This is a genomic window from Streptomyces sp. CG 926 (genome assembly GCF_003148825.1).
Taxonomy (GTDB): Bacteria; Actinomycetota; Actinomycetes; order Streptomycetales; family Streptomycetaceae; genus Streptomyces.
In genome coordinates, this window is the sequence record NZ_QGGZ01000014.1 from 20,898 (window position 1) to 39,404 (window position 18,507).

16 protein-coding genes are annotated in these 18,507 nt (G+C 71.8%); 5 read left to right on the forward strand and 11 right to left on the reverse strand.

All coding sequences use genetic code 11. The annotated features are described in order from the left end of the window. Nucleotides 1-335 precede the first annotated feature (335 nt). Together BCL76_RS39220 and BCL76_RS31475 are read left to right on the forward strand one after the other, a co-directional pair. Entirely contained in the window at nt 336-1,070 is a 735-nt protein-coding gene (locus BCL76_RS39220) for a translation initiation factor IF-2 (RefSeq protein WP_181382810.1), read from the forward strand. 208 nt (nt 1,071-1,278) lie between these two features. Then, nucleotides 1,279-2,259 (forward strand): sigma-70 family RNA polymerase sigma factor, encoded by a 981-nt coding sequence (locus tag BCL76_RS31475; protein ID WP_109782767.1) that lies wholly within the window; start codon nt 1,279-1,281, stop codon nt 2,257-2,259. A 149-nt stretch (nt 2,260-2,408) separates the two neighbouring features. Here the strand turns inward: BCL76_RS31475 and BCL76_RS31480 are convergent, their stop codons facing one another. Continuing rightward, nucleotides 2,409-2,924, reverse strand: a complete 516-nt coding sequence (locus BCL76_RS31480) for a hypothetical protein (protein ID WP_109782768.1) — start codon at nt 2,922-2,924, stop codon at nt 2,409-2,411. A gap of 166 nt (nt 2,925-3,090) precedes the next feature. On the opposite strand from BCL76_RS31480, the gene BCL76_RS31485 reads away from it, so the two are divergent. After that, on the forward strand, nt 3,091-3,405 hold the full coding sequence (locus BCL76_RS31485) for a hypothetical protein (RefSeq protein ID WP_258310003.1): 315 nt from the start codon (nt 3,091-3,093) through the stop codon (nt 3,403-3,405). A 49-nt stretch (nt 3,406-3,454) separates the two neighbouring features. On the opposite strand, the gene BCL76_RS31490 is transcribed toward BCL76_RS31485, so the two are convergent. The 4 genes from BCL76_RS31490 to BCL76_RS31505 all read right to left on the reverse strand — a co-directional run bounded on the left by BCL76_RS31490 (nt 3,455) and on the right by BCL76_RS31505 (nt 8,363). Continuing rightward, the gene (locus tag BCL76_RS31490) at nt 3,455-4,966 is read right to left on the reverse strand and encodes a glutamate synthase subunit beta (protein WP_109782770.1); all 1,512 of its coding nucleotides are present in this window, start codon (nt 4,964-4,966) and stop codon (nt 3,455-3,457) included. Nucleotides 4,967-5,388: 422 nt separating this feature from the next. Next, nucleotides 5,389-6,573 carry a glycoside hydrolase family 64 protein gene (locus BCL76_RS31495; protein WP_109782771.1) on the reverse strand — a complete coding sequence of 395 codons (1,185 nt, stop codon included), beginning with the start codon at nt 6,571-6,573 and terminating at the stop codon, nt 5,389-5,391. A gap of 150 nt (nt 6,574-6,723) precedes the next feature. After that, nucleotides 6,724-7,722, reverse strand: a complete 999-nt coding sequence (locus BCL76_RS31500; RefSeq protein WP_109782772.1) for a linear amide C-N hydrolase — start codon at nt 7,720-7,722, stop codon at nt 6,724-6,726. Between the two features lie 11 nt (nt 7,723-7,733). Then, nucleotides 7,734-8,363 (reverse strand): hypothetical protein, encoded by a 630-nt coding sequence (locus BCL76_RS31505; RefSeq protein ID WP_258310004.1) that lies wholly within the window; start codon nt 8,361-8,363, stop codon nt 7,734-7,736. A 251-nt stretch (nt 8,364-8,614) separates the two neighbouring features. Here BCL76_RS31505 and BCL76_RS31510 point away from each other — a divergent pair, with 251 nt between their 5' ends. Then, complete coding sequence (locus BCL76_RS31510; protein ID WP_109782774.1) at nt 8,615-9,727, forward strand: ABC transporter substrate-binding protein; 1,113 nt, start codon at nt 8,615-8,617, stop codon at nt 9,725-9,727. Nucleotides 9,728-9,837: 110 nt separating this feature from the next. Here BCL76_RS31510 and BCL76_RS31515 read toward each other — a convergent pair whose 3' ends face one another. The 6 genes from BCL76_RS31515 to BCL76_RS31540 all read right to left on the reverse strand — a co-directional run bounded on the left by BCL76_RS31515 (nt 9,838) and on the right by BCL76_RS31540 (nt 17,186). Further along, complete coding sequence (locus BCL76_RS31515) at nt 9,838-10,800, reverse strand: FAD binding domain-containing protein (RefSeq protein WP_109782775.1); 963 nt, start codon at nt 10,798-10,800, stop codon at nt 9,838-9,840. After that, a complete protein-coding gene (locus BCL76_RS31520) occupies nt 10,797-13,361 on the reverse strand; it encodes a molybdopterin-dependent oxidoreductase (protein WP_109782776.1) in 2,565 nt (854 codons plus the stop codon). The genes BCL76_RS31515 and BCL76_RS31520 overlap by 4 nt, the downstream gene beginning before the upstream one ends. Before the next feature lie 548 nt (nt 13,362-13,909). Beyond that, nucleotides 13,910-14,248 carry a MerR family transcriptional regulator gene (locus BCL76_RS31525; RefSeq protein ID WP_109782777.1) on the reverse strand — a complete coding sequence of 113 codons (339 nt, stop codon included), beginning with the start codon at nt 14,246-14,248 and terminating at the stop codon, nt 13,910-13,912. 484 nt (nt 14,249-14,732) lie between these two features. Next, nucleotides 14,733-15,065 (reverse strand): SCO5918 family protein, encoded by a 333-nt coding sequence (locus BCL76_RS31530; protein ID WP_109782778.1) that lies wholly within the window; start codon nt 15,063-15,065, stop codon nt 14,733-14,735. Nucleotides 15,066-15,092: 27 nt separating this feature from the next. Continuing rightward, the gene (locus BCL76_RS31535) at nt 15,093-16,628 is read right to left on the reverse strand and encodes a DEAD/DEAH box helicase (protein ID WP_109782779.1); all 1,536 of its coding nucleotides are present in this window, start codon (nt 16,626-16,628) and stop codon (nt 15,093-15,095) included. Between the two features lie 354 nt (nt 16,629-16,982). Then, on the reverse strand, nt 16,983-17,186 hold the full coding sequence (locus BCL76_RS31540; protein WP_004986771.1) for a cold-shock protein: 204 nt from the start codon (nt 17,184-17,186) through the stop codon (nt 16,983-16,985). Between the two features lie 460 nt (nt 17,187-17,646). On the opposite strand from BCL76_RS31540, the gene BCL76_RS31545 reads away from it, so the two are divergent. After that, nucleotides 17,647-18,414 carry an SDR family NAD(P)-dependent oxidoreductase gene (locus BCL76_RS31545; protein ID WP_109782780.1) on the forward strand — a complete coding sequence of 256 codons (768 nt, stop codon included), beginning with the start codon at nt 17,647-17,649 and terminating at the stop codon, nt 18,412-18,414. The last annotated feature ends 93 nt before the right edge of the window (nt 18,415-18,507 follow it).

Here is an 18,507-nt window from a genome sequence, read left to right on the forward strand (position 1 = left end):
ATGCAGTCGCGTGGTGTACGCCACCCACTTGATGCCTCATACGCGGGGCTCCGGGGGGCCGCTGGGCGAGGATCACGCCGGCCGGTCGGGGCTTCTACGGCCAAGGCCGGCCGCCTGGCCGCCGAACGGCGAAGCCTCAGCTCACAAGCCCCGCTAGGACGGATCGGCCGGACAACTCGTGCTTTCTCGCCTGCCGTTCCTGCATGAGCGCCCATCGCCAGAGCCTCATGGTCCACTCCCCCGTCTGATCGTCGCACCGGCTGAGTACGATCGCCTACGCCGGTCCGAGTACGCGAGCGGTTTCCCGGCACGGGCTGCACCGGAAGGGTGGAGACATGCGACGACTGCTCTGGCTCGCCCCACTGTTGCTGTTCACCGTCGGCTGCGGGGTCGTGCAGTCCTCCAACGGCGAGGCGACGGACGCCGCACGCGAAGCGGCCAGGAGAGTGGGCGAACGGCTCTACGGCCAGCGTCCGCGCACGGCGGAGGAGGTCGGGCGTTCCGCTTCCGACATCGACGGCGTGGAGGTCATGCGGGTGACGGGTACCTCGACGCACGACGGGGACGGCGTCGACGTGGTCGTACGCACGTCCGGTTCGGCGTACAACAGTTGGTTCGACATCGAGAAGGTCACCGTGCTGCGCTGTTTCGCCGTGCGGGTGTCGCCCACCTCGAAATGGCGTGCCGATCCCCGGGACGTGGACTGCCCGGACAGCCCTCCGCTGACTTTCGCCCCCGCACCCGAACCACCCCGGCTACCGACCGAGGAGCTCCGCGCGAAGCTTCCCCGGGTCCCGGAGGGCGGGCGGGTAGACGAGGCCGAGGTGCACCGTACGCTCGCCGCCTTGGGCCTGGATCCGGCGATCCTTACCGAGGTGAAGGCGGAGGGCGGCCGGGTCGGCGTTCTCCTGTCGGTGAAGGGCAACCACTTCGACGCCCAGGACTGCCTTCTTGCCCGCGTGAGCCCCGGCGCCACCGAGGTATGGGTGCCGCCCCGGATCCAGCGGATGCCGGGAGAGGGCGGCTGCACTGTCGTCAACGCCCTGAACCCGGCGCCGCCACCGCACTGAACGGGGCCGCCGGTGCTCGCCGCACTGCCACTGCGATGGCGCAACGCACTCAGCTCGCGGGCCCTACGAGCCGCTGCGGGTTTCGAGACGTGCCGCGGGGTCAGCCCACGCGGGCACCGGACTTCGCGTTCGGACCCGGCCCTCCGGGCCTCCGCGCCTCCGGACTTCCGCCGGTGACCTGGAACTTTTCTACCTGAAGGAGTGCGTCATGGGGGATGTCGCGGCGGTCGGCGCAGCGGTGGAAGGGCTTGAGGAGTTCCGCGGGGAGCTGACCGGGTACTGCTACAGGATGTTGGGCTCCTACGCCGAGGCCGAGGACGCCGTGCAGGAGACCATGGTCCGGGCGTGGCGGGGCATGGACCGGTTCGACGGCCGGTCGGCGCTGCGGACGTGGGTGTACCGCATCGCCACCAACGTCTGCCTGGACACACTGGCTTCGGGGAAGCGGCGGGCGCTGCCGATGGACCTGTCCGGGCCGAGCGAGGGCAGCGCGCCGCCGGCGCTCCCGGAGGACGCCGCCCTCTGGGTGGAACCCTGCCCCGGCAGCGATCCTGAGGCCGCCGCGACGTCCGGCGAGTCGGTGCGGCTGGCGTTCGTCGCCATGCTGCAGCGCCTGCCGCCCAGGCAGCGGGCCACGCTGATCCTGCGGGACATCCTCGACTTCTCGGCGCGTGAGGTCGCCGACCTGCACGGTTCTACCGTCGCCTCGGCCAACAGCGCCTTGCAGCGGGCCCGTAGCACCCTGACCGACCGCTGCCGGGCGACGCAGGTACCGGCCGCCCTGCCGTGCGACGACAGGATGCACAGGCTGCTGGCCGAGCGGTACGCCGCGGCCTTCTCCCGCTATGACATGGAGGAGCTGAACATGCTCCTCCACGTCGACGCCACGCTGTGCCTGCCCCCGTACGCGAAGTGGATGCGCGGTGTCCCCGACATCCAGGCGTGGCTCACCGGCCCGGCGATCGGCTGCCGTGGCTCGCGGCTGGTCCCGACGGCGGCCAACGGCTGCCCCGCTTTCGGCCAGTACCGCCCCCACCCGGACGGCACCGGCTACCTTCCCTGGGCCCTTCAGGTCGTCGAAGTCTCCGGCGACCTGATCACCGGCATCACGGCCTTCCGTGACACCGAGCGTCTGTTTCCGCTCTTCGGTCTGCCGGACCGCTTGGACCAGGAGCCCACTGTTCCGTGAGGCGCCGCACGGCGTCCACCGCTCCTACGTCGTCACGGGGACCGGCGACGGCGGCCTGACCGTGTACCCCCGGCGGTGATCGGTGGCGCGCGGACCCTCTTCGGCCTCTCCGGAACGGAGTGGTTGCGGCTCGGCCGCTGCGCCGCGCCTCAGCCGCGCAGCAGCCGTTGACGGCGTTCCGCTGCCTGTGGGTCCTCGTCATGGCCGGCGCGAGGTGTCGGGGCGGGCACGGGCAGTCGGTCGGGCGACGGCCATGCGGTGATCAGGTACTGCTCGCCGGATAGGGCGTTGAAGCCATCGGGCTCGAGGCTACGGCCTCGGGCCTTGACCTCCACCACGTACCAGCCGGGTCCGCCGGTACTGAGGAGGGGGAGGTGCTCGTCCGGGCCGTGGGTGAGTGATTCGACGCGGAGCCGTCCTTCAGGTGCGCAGATCCGCGAACGGGCGGTCTCCTCCCAGCTCCCGGCCTCAGGGGCCGGTGCCTCGTCGAGAGCGTGTACCCGCACCTGCACCCCACCGGTGTTGATGCCGGTGACGACGAGAGCGCCTTGCTCCATCGTCACGAGGAATCCCTGGGACCGGTCCGCGGTCTCGATCGGTATCCTGCCGGCGTCGAGGATGCCGAAAACGCCTTCGTTGACGAAGAGCCGGGCTGCTGCTGTCATCCGTACCTCCCGGTGCACGGGGAACCTGCGCGAACTGGGGCCCGTGCCACCCTACGAGGGGTGGTCCCCCCCGCTTGGATACGGTGGCGGTATGACTTCGACCCTGCGGCACCCCCGACCTGGGTTCATATGGGATTGGTGGGCGGTGGACGCTCAGGGTTTTCTCGTGCAGTTCAGCTGCGGCCCGGCTCCCGAGCACCTGCTGGCCCACCTGGAGCGCGTCGACGCCGCAGCCGCCTGGGCGGAGGAGAACTGCCCCACGTGGTTCGGCGATGGTCCACCGCCACTGCACGCCTTCAGCTGTGACGGCGAGGTGCCGACCTACACCCGCAACGGTGTCCCGGGCGCCCCGTTGCGGGCGTCCGACGCACCAGCGGTCATCGCGGACGTCGCGGCCCTGGTCGAGCTGCGGCGGGCGGTGGGAGACGCCTGGACGATCTACCTCGACGAGGGATGGGTGCCGGCCGCTCCGCTGCCCTAGCCTGCCGACGTCAAGGCCGCGAGTCGGGAGTCGGCCCGGACGGCCGCCGTCAGAGCCCGTAGCGCATGCGCCCCAGAGCCGTCATCGGCCGGTCGTGCGCGGCGACCGGGGCCGGGAGGCAGGTGGACCCGGTCAGGTACCGGTCGACGGCGGCGGCCGCCGCACGGCCCTCGGCGATGGCCCACACCACCAGCGACTGCCCTCGGCCCGCGTCACCCGCGACGAACACTCCCGGGGCCTGTCCGCCGGCCGCCGCGAAGCCCGCGTCCCGGGCGAAGTTGCCGCGCTCGTCGAGCTCCAGTGCCAGCTGCTCGCGCAGGCCACCGGCCCGCTCGGGGCCAGAGAAGCCGAGGGCCAGCAGGACCAGGCCGGCCGGTATGACGTCCTCGGTCCCGGTCAGGGGGCTGCGGCCCACCGGCTCGACGGCGGTCAGGTGCAGCGCCCGTACCCGGCCCGCCTCGTCCCCCTCGAAGCGCAGCGTGGCGCGGGCGAACAGCCGGGGGTCGCGTCCCGCGCGTCCGCGGGCCTCTTCGTGGGCGTGCGAGATGCGGTACGTCCTCGGGTACACCGGCCAGGGCTCGTCGTCGGGTCGGCCCGCGCCGGGTTCCGGGTTGATGTCGAGCTGGAGCACGGAGACCGCGCCCTGCCGCAAGGCCGTTCCGAGGCAGTCGGAGCCGGTGTCTCCGCCGCCCACGATGACCACGTGCCTGCCTTCGGCGGTGACGGGCGACACGGCGTAGTCGCCCTCCCGTACCCGGTTCGCGCAGGTCAGGTAGTCCATGGCTTGATGGATACCGTGCAGCGAACGGCCCGGGACCGGCAGCTCACGACGCTCGCCGGCCCCGACCGCGACGACGACGGCGTCGCACCGGCCGCGCAGCTCGTCGGCGCCGGTACCGACGGCGCCGCCGATGTCCGCACCCGTGACGAACACCGTGCCCTCGCCCCGCATCTGCTCGATACGGCGGTCCAGGTGGGACTTCTCCATCTTGAACTCGGGGATGCCGTAGCGCAGCATGCCGCCGATCCGGTCGGCCCGCTCGTGGACCGTGACGCGGTGGCCGGCCCGGGTCAGCTGCTGCGCCGCGGCCAGGCCGGCGGGGCCGGAGCCTATGACGGCCACCGCTCTGCCGCTGCGCTTCTCCGCCGGCCTGGGTGTCATGTAGCCGCGCCGTCGGCCCTCGTCCGCGATCGCCTGCTCGACGTTCTTGATGGTCACCGGGTCGGCGTTGATCGTGAGGACGCACGCGTCCTCGCAGGGGGCCGGGCAGAGTCTGCCCGTGACCTCCGGGAAGTTGTTGGTCGCGTGGAGCCGCTCGTAGGCCGCGTGCCAGTCGCCGCGGGCGGCGTACGCGTTCCACTCGGGGATGAGGTTTCCCAGGGGGCAGCCGGTGTGGCAGAACGGTATGCCGCAGTCCATGCAGCGATCGGCCTGCCGGGAGACGAGCGGGAGCAGTGCCTGGCCCGCGTAGACCTCGTGCCAGTCGCCGAGTCGTTGCTCGACGGGGCGGGCCGGGACGGCCTCTCGGGGGATCCTGAGGAAGCCGAACGGATCGGTCACGCGCCGCCTCCCTGGATCGTGGGCGGGTCGTGGGTGGGTCGTGAGCGGGGTCGTGGGCGCGGCGCCGTGCACGGATGGCGCGCCGTGTCGGTCGCACGCGCATTCTGTGGTGGTTCAGCCAGATTACGCCGCCTTCGCGGCTCCGCCCTGGGCGACCGGAAGGGGTAACGGGACGGCGACCGGGCGGGTGCGGAAGGTGACGGCCCTGCGGTGATCCACCGCCCGCGGTGATGCGCGGCCGGGTGGCCTCGTACGCCCGCGATCGCGGTGGCACCGCGGTCCCGTCGTAGCCTCGGCCGTAGCCGTAGCCGTAGCCGTAGCCGAGGCCGGCCGCGCCGGTGGCGATCCGGCCGCCGAACCGCTCCACCGAGGCGGTACCAGCCTCCGGGAAAGGAGGCCGGTACCGAGCGGCGGCAGGGAACCTAGGTGAGCGGTTCCAGTGTCATGAAGGCCTCTTGCGGGTTGCCGTCGTGCACCAGAGACTCGTGGGCGCCGACGTCGTCGAAGGCGAAGCCGTACGCCTTACCGTCGACCATCTGTCCGTGGATGATGCGGGAGTAGTGGTTGGTGACGTCGTCCCGGTAGAAGTTGGCGCCGTTCGCGTCGGGTTGGGCCGGGTTGGTCAGCAACGTCGACCGGTTGAAGCCCGCGCACAGGGTGCGGGAGATCGGGCCGCGGACAAGGTCGTTGGGCGCGTCCAGGAGCTTGTAGCAGCCGAAGACGCTGTCGGAGTCCGGCTTCTGGAAGCTGGTGACCACCGCCCCTGATCCGTTGGTGAAGTTCATGACGTTGCCCGAGACGCGGCCGTAGTACTTTGTGTCGGGTCGGTCGACGAAGGGCGTCACGGTGAGCATGGAGGAGCTGTACTTGGTCCAGACCCGGTTGATGTAGTCGTTCATGACGCCGGCCGGGATTCCGCCCGCCTCGATGCCGTGACCGGGTGAGAGCGCGCGCAGCGGCGTACCGTCGGGGCGGTTCTGGATCAGTCCGCCCCAGCCAGCCGAACGCAGCTGCGCGAAGACGGCGTTGTAGCCGCCCGGCCTCAGCCGACCCGTGTTCGTGACCGTGCCGTCGGCGGCCTTGACACCCACCGCGTACGGGGCCGAGAACATGTCGACCTGGGTGCTGTTGATCCACAGGCCGGCGTCGTTGAGCGTGTACTCGGACCAGTTGAACAGGATGTTGCGGTTGGGGTCGGAGGGGTTCTGCACGGCAGTCTGGACCAGGCCGCCGGTGCTGAGCTTGAAGACCAACTTCTGGCCGATGGAGAAGTAGACGCGTCCCGAGAACTTGGGTATCCGGATGGTCTTGGTCCGGCCGGCGGCCGGGCCCGGAATGGACGCGTCGGGCGCGGGGGTGGGGGGATTGCCACCCCCGGGCCACGGGTGGAACGTGCCGCCGGCGTCGGCCCAGCCCTGCCGGCCGGTGGTCAGCTGTGTTCCCAGGTTGTATACGTATACCGGCTCGCTGCTGCCTGAGGTGTTCTTGATCGTGAGCGGGACGGTCGCCGGTACGGCCTCTGCCACCGACGGGCCGAATGTCACCAGGCCGGCGCCGACGACCAGCGCCGCGAGCCCGGCCGCAAGCACTTTCGATAAGCGGAACACGATCTGCCTCCTGAGGGGACACCGCGAAGTGGGGGGAGGTGCACAGTGCTCCCGGGCACATGAAGTGATGACTGAGAGCGCTCTCAGGTTCGGACTGTGTTCAATTTCTGCCAATGGCCTGGCCGGGACACGGCCCGGAGAGCCGGCCGGTCAGAACGGCGCGGGTGCGGGCGTGAACCGGTCCGAGACGTCCCCGACGAGGTCGATCCCCTCAGGATCCAGCATCATGACCGGAGCGCCGGGCGACAGGTCGAAGCGGTCGATCTCGGCCCACAGGAGGTTCGGGCTGGTGGCGAGTTCGAGGAAGTAGCGCTTGCTGGTGAGGTCGCAGATCGTGCGGTACTCGGTGTTGTAGGTGTGGAACCTCCCCTCGCGATACGGCGCGCCGAACGGCACGGAGGCGTTGCGGGTGACGGCCAGGATGCCGGCGACCGCCTGGCGGTCGTCCGCCGGCTCGGGCAGCAGGGAGCTGAAGTAGGCGGCGCGCTGGAAGCGGTCGACCGCGTTCACGTTCCCGGGCAGGGGTACCTCGCTGTTCGGCCGGTCGTGGCCGAGCCCCTGCACGGCGCGCACCTTTTCCCGCAGCAGGCGGAGTTGTTCCTCGTAGGAGGGTTCGTTCGTCATGATCGTGTAGCTGCGGTCGTGGTGCACCTGCCGTTGGCCCGCGATGTACTCGACGATCGCGGAGTCACCTGCAGCGTCCTCCAGGGCCACGTGCACGGAGGCCTTGAAGCCCCGCAGCTCTACCGGCACCAGCTGGCAGGTGTCGAGCAGGTCCAAGGCTTCCTGGACGGTGTGTGCGCCGTCCAACAAGTATTGGATCCACAGGCCGATCTGGAGGCCCGGCCTACTGGGGTCGCGGGGGCCGAGATCGGTGCTGTCCAGGTAGAGCATGTGGGCCGCGAGGCCGGCTTCGTTGAGACCGTCGGCCGTGCCGGCTCCGTAGACGGTGGTCACGATGCTGCCCAGACTGCTCGTCCACCGCAGGGGGTTGTCGCCGACGACGGTGGTACCCGCCAGCATGCCGCCGTCGCGCTCGATCCCCCGGGGGAACACGGTCAGGACCGGCTCGGTCGATTCCGGCCAGTCCATCGTCCGACCGGCGAGGACGGCGTGGTCGTTGGTGTTCCACAAGATCCGCGTGCACATGGGTGAATCCCTCATCCTTCTCTACGTGAGCCGCGCGCGTCGGTAGGTCCCCGCCCGGGCACCGACCGGGCGCGGGCCCGGTCGCGGAACCACGCACACGCGCCGACCAGCACCGCCACCCCCAGTCCGTACACCGGCAGCCACTGGGTCGTCGTGGCCGCCAAGCACTCGGCAACCGCCTTGCGCGCCTGGTCCTGTTGTACGAAGGCCAGGGCAGCGCCGTCACCGGCGGCCAGGTTCCCGAGCGCGGCCTCCACCTGGAGGGCCTGGTACCTCCCCGCCAGTGCGCAGTCGGCGCGCGTGCCCGGCATCGGGAACAACCAGGCCCGGCGCTGCAACAGGGGGGCCAGGGCGACCGCCACGCACAGCCCGACGACCAGCGAGTACGCGACCAGGCCGCGCATGTACGGCGAGCGGACGTTCGGGGTCCACTCCGCCCGTCGCTGGAAGGCGAGCAGCACCGCGAGCAGCGTCACCCCGATGAACGTGGCGAACCACTGCCACGAGCCCTGGGCCAGCGCGAACGTCAGCACCGCGGCGAGTCCGATGCCGATGACCCCGGGGGCGGGAATGCCGTCGGCCGCTGTGGCCGACGGCGACGGCGGCTTCGTGCCGGTCACGCGCGGTGCGGGATCACTCACAGGCCTCTCCTGCAGGGCGGGAAGACTCAGCATGCGCCGCGGGGTGCCGCTGCTCTGGGCGCCATGCCGTACGCACCCCGCGCCCCGCCCGGATGGCCCGCCCGGGCGGCCGGCGGGGGGGGCGGACCGCAGGCACGGGGCAAGGGCGCCCGCTCCGGCCGTTCTCGCCTCGGCTACGCTCGGCGCCACCGACGATCGCGCCGCGGCCCGGGTACGCCGCAACGGAACCACCACGCGGGAGAAGCAGACGGATGAATACGCCACCATCACCGCTTGTCGCCGGGCGGTCTGACGGGTCATCCGTCCGGATCGGCGCCCTCGTTCCGCTGAGCAGGCCTGGTTGGGTCGAGGCGGGCCAACACCTGCTCGCCGGACTGGAACTGGCCGTTCGGGAGGTCAACGACGCCGGCGGGATCGCCGGCAAGCCGCTCGAACTGCTGGTCCGAGACACCGCGGCCGATCCGCAGCGGGCCGTGGCAGCCGTGGACGAGTTGGCCCGCCTCGGGGTGGCCGCTCTGGCCGGTGAGTACCACAGCGTCGTCGCGCGCGCCGCCGCGGCCCGGGCCGACGCCCTCGGCCTGCCGTTCCTGTGCTCGTCCGCGGTTCTCGACGCGCTCACCGAACAGCCGACCCGATGGGTCGCGCGCCTCGCCCCGGCGCAGTCCCACGGTTGGCGGATCTACGCGGACTTCCTCCTCGGCGCGGGCCACCGCCGCATCGCCGTGGCAACCCAGTCGAGCGTCTACTGGGCCGCCGGTACCCGCATCCTGCGGGAACACCTCGCTCCGCACGGCGGATCCGTCGTCGAACTCGACATGACGGTGCACTCCCCCACCGCACTGTGCACGGAGCTCGTCGACCGTCGCGCGACGGCCCTCCTGCTCCTGGTCGGCCTCCCGGAGCCGGCGGTCCCGATCGTCGAGGCCGTCCGCCGCGACCGGCGACTCGCCCAGGTCATGATCGGCGCTCCGGCCGGGCAACCGGAGTTTCCCGAATGGGCGACGCTGTTGGGGGACGATGGCGCGGCCGTCCCGTTCCTGCGCTACCTGCCCGAGCGCCTCGGCCCGCTCGGTACACGGGTCGAGGCCGCCCTTCGCGAGCGGCTGGGCGTGACGCCCTCCTTCGTCGCCTTCGAGGGGTACGACACCGTGCTCGTCCTGGCCGATGTGCTGTGCTCGCGCGGCGCGACCGAGGCGCGCGCCGACGATCCCTGGGCCCGTGTCGCGGTCGAGGGCACCCGCGGCCGGATCCGGTTCTCCGGCGCGCCGGGCATCGGCGTTCGGCAATGGACCTGGGCTCCGACCCAGGTCGTGGACCGGGACCCGGAGCGGCCCGATCGGTTCCGAATCCTTCACACCGGCTGAGAGGACGGGGCACGGGGCGGGTCGGTCGGCCGTCCCGTCGGGAGCCGCCGAGCGATCCGAAGGCATCCGAACGGATCCGAAGGCACCCGCAGGGATCCGGGAGAGGCGATCTAGCCGGTGGTCGCCGGGCCGACGGCCTGTTCCAGGACTTCCAGGACGGTGTTGCGGAACAGCTTCGCCTTGTAGCCGGTCTGCGGCAGTGGCCGGCAGCGGGCGAGGACCGTCTCCGCGGCCGCTGCGAGGACATCGGGGGTGGCCTCCCGGCCGATCAGGGCGGCCTCCACCTCCGTGAGTCGCAGGGGTACACGGGCCACCCCGCCCGCCGCGACGGCGGCGTGCGTGACGGTGGAGCCGTCGAGCACCAGTCGGACGGTGGCCTCGACCAGGGGCCATTCGGCATGGGCCCGGCTGATGGCCCGGTGGCAGGCGGCGCGTTCGCCGGGCAGGGGTGCGGGGAGGTGGACCGCGGTGAGGATGCGGTCCGGCGGCAGCAGGTGGTCGGCGTGGGAGAGGCGGTCGCCGTCCCCGTACAGGTCGGCGACTGCGCGCGGGGAGTCGCCGTGGACATGGGCCTCGGCGTCGTAGGTGAGCAGGGCCATGGCGAGGGTGGACGGGTGCGGGGCCACGCACGGGCCGTCTCCGCTGACCACGCCGAAGTGGTGGTCGCCCTGGCGTGCGGGACAGCCGGTGCCGCCCTTCTGGAGACAGCTGAAGTGTGGATTGCGGTAGTACCAACAGCGGTTGCGTTGGAGGAGGTTGCCGCCCACGGTGCCGGCGGCCCGGATCTGCGGAGTGGCCGCGCTCCCGGCCGCCAGGGCCAGGGCCGGCCAGCCCTCGCGTACCTGCGGGTCGGTGGCCAGTTCGGTGAGGGTGGTCAGGGCGCCGATCCGCAGCCCACCGCCGGGCAGCGGGGTGCAGCCGCGCAGGTGATCGGCGCCGCCGAGGTCGGTGAACGGTCCGGGAGATACGCCGCTGCGCCGGCGGGCGGTGGTGTCGGTGCCACCGGCGCGCAGCTCCCCGCCGCGGGCCAGGACGGCGGCCGAGAGGTCGGTGAGGGCGGTCTCGGTGCTCACGTACCCAGTCCTTCCAGGAGCCGGTCGGGGCGGATGGGCATGTCGTACGGGCGCCAGCCGGTGGCGTCGTGGACCGCGTTGGCCAGGCAGGCCGCGGTGGGCAGGGTGGCGATCTCGCCGAGGCCGACTCCGCCACCGGGCACGTGGTCGAAGCCCTCCTGGTGGAAGTGGATGGTGATCTCGGGGGTGTCGCCGATGCCGGGGATGCGGTAGTCCTCCATGTTCTCGGTCAGCACCCGCCCGGTGACCGGGTCGGTGCGCCGCTCCTCGTAGAGGGCGTAGCCGACGCCTTGTACGACGGCTCCCTGGCACTGGCCGCGGGCGAGGCGGTCCTCGTGGATCCGGCCCGCCGCGATGCCGCTCCACACGCTCAGCGGGCGGACGCGGCCGAGCCGGGTGTCCACCTCGACCTCGGCGACCTGGACCGATCCGGTGAATCCCCGGCCGATCGCGATACCGGCCATGGTGAAGGGGGTCACGAAGCCCCGGCGGTCGCGGGGGCGCCGGCCGGTCACCCGTACGCCGTGCGCGGTATCCAGCCGGGCGGCCACGTCATCGCCGCCGAGCGCGTCGCGCAGCCGGGCGGCGGCGTCCGCGGCGGCGGGTACGAGGGAGGGTGTGGTACGGCTGCCGCCGGAGGTTGGCCCGTGCACGGTGTCGCTCCGGCCGACCTCGGCGCGCACCTTCGTCTCGGGCAGGCCGAGCCCGGCGGCGACCGCCCGGCGCAGCACGGTCCGCGAGCCGGTGCCCATGTCCTGTACGGCGCAGCGGGCGACGACGATCCCGTCCTCGACGGTGAGCTCGACCTCGGTGACGGGGTCGAGGAAGTACATCCAGTTGGCCGCCGCGACGCCGACGCCGCGGCGGAACCGCCCGGTGCCGCCGCGGGGGCCCGACCAGACCGGGAGCGCGGCGGCCCGGTCGTAGAGGGCGTGCCGTTTGGGGTTGCCGTCCCAGCGGCGGCGCAGGGCGATGGGGTCCTCGCCGAGCCGGTGGGCCATCTCGTCGACGGCCTGCTCCAGCGCCCAGCACATCGTGGGGCCGCCGGGGCCGCGGAAGGGGGCGCCCGGAGGTCGGTGGGTGACCGTGTCGAAGTCGCGGAGCCGGCGGGGGGCCTTGCCGTACATGAACCGGGCCAGTGCGGCCACGGTGCCGCCGACCGCGACGCCGCCGTCGTTGTCCGCGTCCATGGCCAGTGCGCTGAGCTCGCCGGCTTCGTCCGCGACCATCGCCAGCCGGATCCGGGTGCCGGGCCGGTATCCGCCGTCGGTGAGTTCCTCGTCCCGGTCGAGCACCACGCGTACGGGGGCGCCGTGCAGCCGGGACAGCTCGACGGCGGCGACGACGTCGGAGGTCAGTCCCATCTTGCAGCCGAAGCCGCCGCCCACGTGGACGGCCCGCGCCACCACCCGATCGACGGGCAGGCCGAAGCGTTCGGCGGCCAGCTCGGCCGTGTGCTTCACCGACTGGGTGGACACGTCCAGATGGAGGGTGCCGTCGATCCATCGGGCGAGGCAGGCGTGCGGTTCGAGCGGCGTGTGCGTCTGCGCGGCGGTGGTGTAGACGCCCTCCACCACCCGTTCGGGGGTGCGGCTGCGGGCCTCGGTGATCCGACGCACGGCTGCGGCGGGACGCTTGCTCATGGCGGACGGTCCCCGGAGGTTGCCGCGCCAGCGGGCGGGCACCAGTTGGGGGGTCTCGCCGGAACCGGGCGCTCGCTTGCGTGCCGCCTTGTCCTCGTAGACCAGCGGGCCCTCGCCGGTTCGGGCCTGGCGTGCGTCCAGGGCCGCGGGCAGGACCTCGTAGTCGACCCTGACCCGCGCTGCCGCCGCCCGTGCGGAGGCCCGGTCCGGCGCGGCGACCGCGGCGACCGGCTGTCCGACGTAGCGCACGACACCGTCCGGGGGCAGCAGCGGTACCAGGGGCAGGTCCCCCGCTTCGAGGGAGCGTACGTGCGCATGCGCGTGCGGCGAGCGGATGATCACCCCCTCCAGCAATCCCTCGGGCCGTAGGTCCGTGGTGTAGCGGGCCGATCCGTCGACCTTCTCCGGGGCTTCGGTGCGCGGGACCGCGGGGGCCTGGCCGTCGGTCGGGGCGTCGTCGTAGTCGCCCGCGCAGGCGGCGGCCACCGCGTTGAAGATTCCCTCGTAGGCACCGCACCGGCACAGGTGACCCGCGAGCGCGTCGGCGATCGGCTGCCGTCCGGGCCGGGTACGGCCGTGGGCGGCCCGCCACCGCTCGAAGAACGCCGCTGCCTCGACGACGAACCCGGGGGTGCAGTAGCCGCACTGGAGGGCGTCCTCGCCGGCGAAGGCACGTCCGACCGGGTGGCCGGCGAGGCCCTCCACGGTCGTCACCCGCCGCCCGGCCAGCCCGACCGCCGGGGTCAGGCAGGACACCCGGGGTTCACCGTCGACCTGGATCGTGCAGGCGCCGCACACCCCGCCCGCGCAGACGAGCTTGGTGCCGGTCAGGCCCAGTCGGTCCCGGACCACCTCCACGGCGGCCGGATCGTCGTCCACATCCACCGCGTGCCGGGTGCCATTGACCTCGAACTCCACGAGACGTTCTCCTCACCGCGGGGTGGCGTCTGTCGGGCCTCGCTCCGGCCTTCACGCTCCTTGATATCCCGCTCGCGGCTCGGGCGCAGTTCGGCGACCGGCGGGCCGGGGCGGCCCGACGCGGGCGGCAAGGGGGCCGGCGCAGGCCCGGCGGCCTCTTCCGGATCTTGCCCGGCGGATCTTGCCGGAGCTCGGGTCCGGTTCCGGATCGGCTTCGGCGGCCCGTGGCCGTGGGTCACCGGTCGGCGAGTTCGGACCGCTCGGCGACCAGGTGCTCCAAGGCGTGGACGACGAGCGTCCGGGGAACCGCAGCAGGCAGCTCTGACGGGCCGTGATGTGAGCCGGCCGTCGGGGCGCCGACCGACAACGAACGCCGCCGCGACCGCCGTACGTCGCCCGTCGGGACGTCCGCATGGTCCGCATGGTCCGCAGGGCCGGCAGCACCCGGTCGGCAACGGTGTCGTCGCCTAAGGAGCCGCCGATGTCGATGTCCCAGCTGCCCATCCCGTCCTACGGATGACACGCTGGCGCGCTGACGCGCCGACGGCTCAGCGGGAGTCGTCGGGCGTGGCGTTCGCCGCCCGGCGGAACTCGGCGTTGATGCGCTGGGCCTCTTCGAGCTGGTCCTCGAGGATGACGATGCGGCAGGCGGCTTCGACCGGGGTTCCCTGGTCCACGAGCTCCCGGGCGCGGGCCGCGATCCGGAGCTGGTAGCGCGAGTACCGGCGGTGTCCGCCCGGGGAGCGCAACGGAGTGATCAGACGGGCCTCGCCGATGGCGCGCAGGAAGCCGGGGGTCGCGCCGAGTAGTTCGGCGGCCCGGCCCATCGTGTAGGCGGGGTAGTCATCGTCGTCCAGCCGGCCGCCGAGCGAGTCATCCGCTGTCATCTGCACCTCTTCTTAGAACGCGTCGAAGGGCCTTGGTGCCGTACGGCACCAAGGCCCTGAAGGGAATTCAACACCATCTGTCGGCCTCAGCGCTGCGCCGACCTTCTGTTACCGCGGTCGCGCCCGGGAGACGGGCGGGAGTGCGGGGATCGTGGATGCCTGACCGGGGACCACCTGCCGTTCGGGGTCGTTCGGTACCCGAGCCGTGTGCTCCGTGCCCGGGCGATCCTGATGGTGTCTCGTTCCTCCCTTCCTTCGAGCTTGGCTACGGGAGAAACCCTAGGCACATAACAACCGGATGTCTACCGTGACGCCGATAGATTTTCTTGTACCCGACCAAGAGATCTTCCTTCCACCGAAGCAGCACCACCGACGCAGCACCACCGGCACGGCCCTTCCGGCACGGCCCTTCCGGCACAGCGCTGAGGGCCCGACCGGATGTGCCGGTCGGGCCCTCAGGGATGGTGCGGGAGCTGCTGTGCGGTCAGACGGAAGCCGATACGGGCGCGGGCTCGCCGAGCATGGCCGACGCCCGCTGGAACGCGGTGAGGCCGGGCGTGGTCGTGGGCGCGGCGGCGGCCTGCGGCAGGCCGCGGCACGTGAAACCGAGCAGGGTCATGGCGCGTACGACCTCCGCGGCGCTGAAGTCCCGGCGGTCCTGACGGGTCACGACCTGGCCGACCTGCTTGACCGGGTAGTGCCGGCGTCCGATGATCACGGACTCACCGTCGACGGGCTCGGGCTTGACGCCCTTCATCGACTCCAGCACTCCGCTCTTGGTCAGATCGAAGGGGAATCGGGCGATGACGACGCGCATGATGCCTCACAAGGGGAGAAGAAGGGTTCACGCTACGGCGTCGGCGGCGGACTGCCGTGCCGGCCTACGGCGGGCGGTCGCCGCGGCGGGGCGGCGTCGATTGCGCGAGGCGGGGCCGCCGCGCTCGCGCCGCTCGGCCGCCGGGGCGGTGATGACGACCGGGATGCCGGAGGGGGCCTGGGCACCGGTGATCCGGCTCAGGGCCTCTTCACCGGAGCGGACCTGGGTGGTCTGCGGGGTGATCCCGGCGGCTGCCATCAGCCGCGCCATGCCACGGCGCTGGTTCGGGGTGACCAGGGTGACGACGCTGCCGGATTCCCCGGCACGAGCGGTACGCCCACCACGGTGCAGGTAGTCCTTGTGGTCGGTGGGCGGATCCACGTTGACGACCAGGTCGAGGTTGTCCACGTGGATGCCGCGGGCGGCGACGTTGGTCGCGACGAGCACGCTGACGTGCCCGGTCTTGAACTGCGCCAGGGTGCGGGTGCGCTGCGGCTGCGACTTGCCGCCGTGCAGGGCGGCGGCGCGCACTCCACTGTTCAGCAGGTGGCTGGTGAGCTGGTCCACGGCGTGCTTGGTGTCCAGGAACATGATGACGCGACCGTCGCGCGCCGCGATCTCGGTGGTGGCGGCGTGCTTGTCACCACCGTGCACGTGCAGCACGTGGTGCTCCATCGTCGTGACGGCGCCCGCGGACGGGTCGACGGAGTGGACGACCGGGTCGGTCAGGTAGCGGCGCACCAGCAGGTCGACGTTGCGGTCGAGGGTGGCGGAGAAGAGCATCCGCTGACCCTCGGGGCGGACCTGGTCGAGCAGTGCGGTGACCTGCGGCATGAAGCCCATGTCGGTCATCTGGTCGGCCTCGTCCAGGACGGTGACGGCCACCTGGTCGAGTCGGCAGTCGCCGCGGTCGATGAGGTCCTTCAGCCTGCCCGGCGTGGCAACGACGACCTCGGCGCCACCGCGCAGCGCGCCGGCCTGCCGCCCGATGGGCATCCCGCCGACGACCGTGGCGAGCCGCAGTCGGACCGAGCGGGCGTACGGGGCGAGGGCGTCGGTGACCTGCTGCGCCAGCTCGCGGGTCGGTACGAGGACCAGCGCGAGCGGCTGACGGGGCTCGGCGCGTCGGCCGGCCGTACGGGCCAGCAGCGCCAGTCCGAAGGCCAGGGTCTTGCCGGAGCCGGTCCGCCCGCGGCCGAGCACGTCACGGCCGGCCAGGGAGTTCGGCAGGGTCGCTCCCTGGATGGGGAACGGCACGGTCACGCCCTGCGCGGTGAGCGCGGCGAGCAGTTCTTCGGGCATGGCGAGGTCGGCGAAGGCCTCGACGGCGGGCAGCGCGGGGGTGATCGTCTTGGGCAGGGCGAACTCGCCCTGCACGGCGGCGGGCCGTCGGCCGTACCCGTTCGAGCGGCTCGGGCCACCGGAACGGCTGGGGGCACCCGAACGGCTGGGGGCACCGGAACGGCTGGGGGCCGAACCGCCGAAGCGGCCGCCGCTCGTGCCGGATCCGGCCGTGCCGTTGCGTGTGCGGGCGAATCGTTCGTTCGTGCGCGTGCGGTTCATGCGGAACCTTCCTCGATACGGCGCATATCAAGGAATTCCCGCAGGCATGCACTGCGCGGAGAATTGCAAGAAACGGGCCGAATGAAAATATGAAACGGACCTGCCCGGCCGGAGAACCTGGCGGGTACAGGTACCGAAAAAATAGGTGATGCCGTCCGTCAGGGTGCGCAACCCGGCGTATCCGCCGTGGCGCGATCCGCGTACGAAGGACAGCGGATACCTCGGCGCCGTACCCGCGGCTGATACAGGGCGGGACGGGCGGTGACGGACGGGGCGGTGACGGGGCGGAAATGCGTGCAGCTGGGGCCCGCACCCCGAAGGATGCGGGCCCCAGCTACGAAGTGCGTGTCAGCGTCAGGCGGGAACGATGTTCTCGGCCGTCGGGCCCTTCTGGCCCTGCGCGATGTCGAAGCTGACCTTCTGGCCCTCGAGCAGCTCACGGAAGCCCTGGGCGGCGATGTTCGAGTAGTGGGCGAAGACGTCAGCGCCGCCACCGTCCTGCTCGATGAAGCCGAAGCCCTTTTCCGCGTTGAACCACTTCACGGTTCCAGTAGCCATGTCATATCTCCTTTGGGGCAGTACATCGGGATCCACGCTGTGAGGATTCCGTGTCGCCGCGATGATTACCCCGACCGATGATGACTTGACCGGAAAAATAAAAGTACTCCTAGGGGTGTGGACACCTGCTGGGAGGACTTGAAGTTTTGGGAACCACAACTGCAACTGAGATCGACAGTAGCACGAATCGACATCCGTTGTACGGTGAAACATTTCACTCGCCCGCTGCGAGAAAAAGCCTCATGGCGTCGTTCCTCTCATTCTCATCGCGCGGGCACAGATATTGGCCCGATCGACCGATCCACCGAGGTCGGGCGGACCACGCCCAGCGGTCCGGCACCGTTCACGCTCCCCGGCGAGCCGGTGGTGAGCGTCCGGTGAGCGCCTGGTGAGCGCCTGGCGCGACTGTCGGGTCATCGCCGGATCCGCCGCGGACCGGCCACCGATACAGGGAGCGACGATGAACGATCTGACCGGCAAGACGGCACTGGTGACCGGCGGCTCGCGGGGAATCGGTCGGGCGGTCGCACTGCGACTGGCGGCTCAGGGCGCGCTGGTCGCCGTCCACTACGGGAGCAACGACGCAGCGGCCGAGGAGACCGTGGCCCGGATCGAGGAGGCGGGCGGGCCGGCATTCGCGATCCGGGCGAGGTTCGGCGAGGCAGGCGCGGTGGACCGACTGTTCGAGGAACTGGCCGCGGGGTCGGCGGGAGCCGGGCTGGACATCCTCGTCAACAACGCGGGCATCAGTTCGGGCAACCCGATCTCGCAGGTCACCCCGGAGGAGTTCGCAAGGCTGCTGGAGATCAACGTCGCCACCCCGTTCTTCGTGATCCAGCGCGCGATGGCGCTGCTGAACGACGGCGGCCGCGTGATCAACATGGGCTCCACGGCCAGCAGGTTCGCGGTCTCCACCCAGATCGGCTACACGATCACCAAGGCGGCACTGGAGTCGATGGCGCCGTCGCTGGCCAACGAGCTCGGCCGTCGCGGCATCACGGTGAACACGGTCGCGCCCGGAGCGGTGCGCACCGACATGACGGCGGGGTACACCTCCATCCCCGAGGTCGTCGCCGGGCTGGAGTCGATCACGGCGTTGGGGCGGCTGGGCGAGCCGGAGGACGTCGCGGACGTCGTCGGGTTCCTGGCCGGCCCGCAGGGCCGCTGGGTGACCGGCCAGACCGTCGACGTGTCGGGCGGAACGTTCCTCGGCCCGATCGCCCCGTGACCGCGGCCACGCCCCTGACCGCCCGACGAACCCCATCACCACCCGACCCGCCCTGACGGACCGCCGTGCCGCCGCGCCGCCGTGCCCTGAATA